This window comes from Murinocardiopsis flavida, assembly GCF_003014485.1.
Lineage (GTDB): Bacteria > Actinomycetota > Actinomycetes > Streptosporangiales > Streptosporangiaceae > Murinocardiopsis > Murinocardiopsis flavida.
This window is the reverse complement of record NZ_PYGA01000067.1, coordinates 1-1543: the sequence shown is the minus strand read 5'-3', so window position 1 is coordinate 1543 and position 1543 is coordinate 1. Positions and strand designations below refer to the sequence as shown.

At 73.2% G+C, this 1543-nt stretch carries 1 protein-coding gene; it reads left to right on the top strand.

The genetic code is table 11. The features are described from left to right. A partial coding sequence (locus tag CLV63_RS33050; protein ID WP_211301606.1) for a polyketide synthase dehydratase domain-containing protein occupies positions 1–1543 on the top strand: 1543 nt, incomplete at both ends.

Here is a 1543-nt window from a genome sequence, read left to right as displayed (position 1 = left end):
CACCGGCTTCCTCGAACTCGCCACCCACACCGCCCACACCCTCAACCACACAACCAGGAACAGAACCACCGGAAACGCGACCACCAACGGGGACGGGACCAGCCCCGCCAACAGCCACACGGGAGCCAACGGGAACGCGACCAGCAGTGCCGAAGCCGTCAGAGCGAACGGCGCCACAGGCACCAACGGCAGCAGAAGCAGTGGCAGTGGCGGAGCCAGCGGCAGCGGGAACGGCGCAACGAACAGCAACGGCAATACCGGGACCGGCGGTGCTGGCACCTCCAGCGGCAACGGCACCGCTGACGCCAGCGGTAGCGGGAACCGGTTCGGGGCCTCAGGGGGTGTCGGGGTCGGTGAGCTCCTCATCCACACCCCGCTGATCCTGGACCCCCGCACCCCCACCGACCTGCGCGTCACCGTCGGACCCCCCGACACCCCCACCACCCGCCCCCTCACCATCCACGCCCGCACCACCCGCACAAAGACACACCCCGGCACCGCCAACGGCACAGGCAGCGCGCAGACCAACGGCACAGGCCAACCCGGCGGGAACGGTGAGACCGGCGCCGGTGCGGGCGGCTGGATCCACCACGCCACCGCCACCCTCACCACCGACACCAGCCCGGACACCACCCCCGGCACCACCGGAACCGGTGCGGACACCACGCGCGGGGCAGGCACCACCCCCGGTCCGGGCACCTCACACGGGGCAGGCACCGCCCCCGGTGCGGGCAGTGGAACCGGTGCGGGCACCGGAACCGGGGCAGGCAGTGGAACCGCCACCAGCGCGGACCCTGCCGGCAACGGCAGCCGCACCGGCCCTGAGACCGGTGCCGGCACCCACCCCGCCCGCGAGCCCGGCTACGACTTCACCGCCTGGCCCCCACCCGGCGCCCACCCCCACGACACCACCCACCTCTACCCCGCCATGGACACCCTCGGCATGGGCTACGGCCCCGCCTTCCAACGCCTCACCCGCGCCTGGCACCGCGGCCACGAAACCTTCGCCGAAGTCGAACTCGACCACCCCGAAGCCCAACACGCCCCCGCATACACCCTCCACCCCGCCCTCCTGGATGCCGCCCTCCACGCCACCGCCCTGCCCCACCCCGCCGACCAACCCCTCACCCTGCCCTTCGCCTGGACCGGCATCCACATCCACACCCCCGGCGCCACCCGCGCCCGCGTCCGCATCACCCCCACCACCAACAACGGCCAGGGCACGACCACCAGCGCAGGCGAAGGCACCAGCGACCACGACCGTGCAGGCGAGGACAGCAGCGACCACGACCGTGCAGGCAGCGCAGGCGAGGACAGCAGCGACCACACCAACGGCGGCGGCTCAAATACGGGCGGTGCCGGGGAAGGGGTGCGGGTCGAGCTGGCCGACGACACCGGCACCCCGATCGCCACCATCGCCGGACTCACCCTGCGCCCCCTCGCCCCCGACACACTCCACACCCCCACCACCGTGTCGGGGTCGGCGGCGCCGCTGCCGCGGGACCTGCTCGACCTGCACTGGACCCCCTACACCCCCACCAGC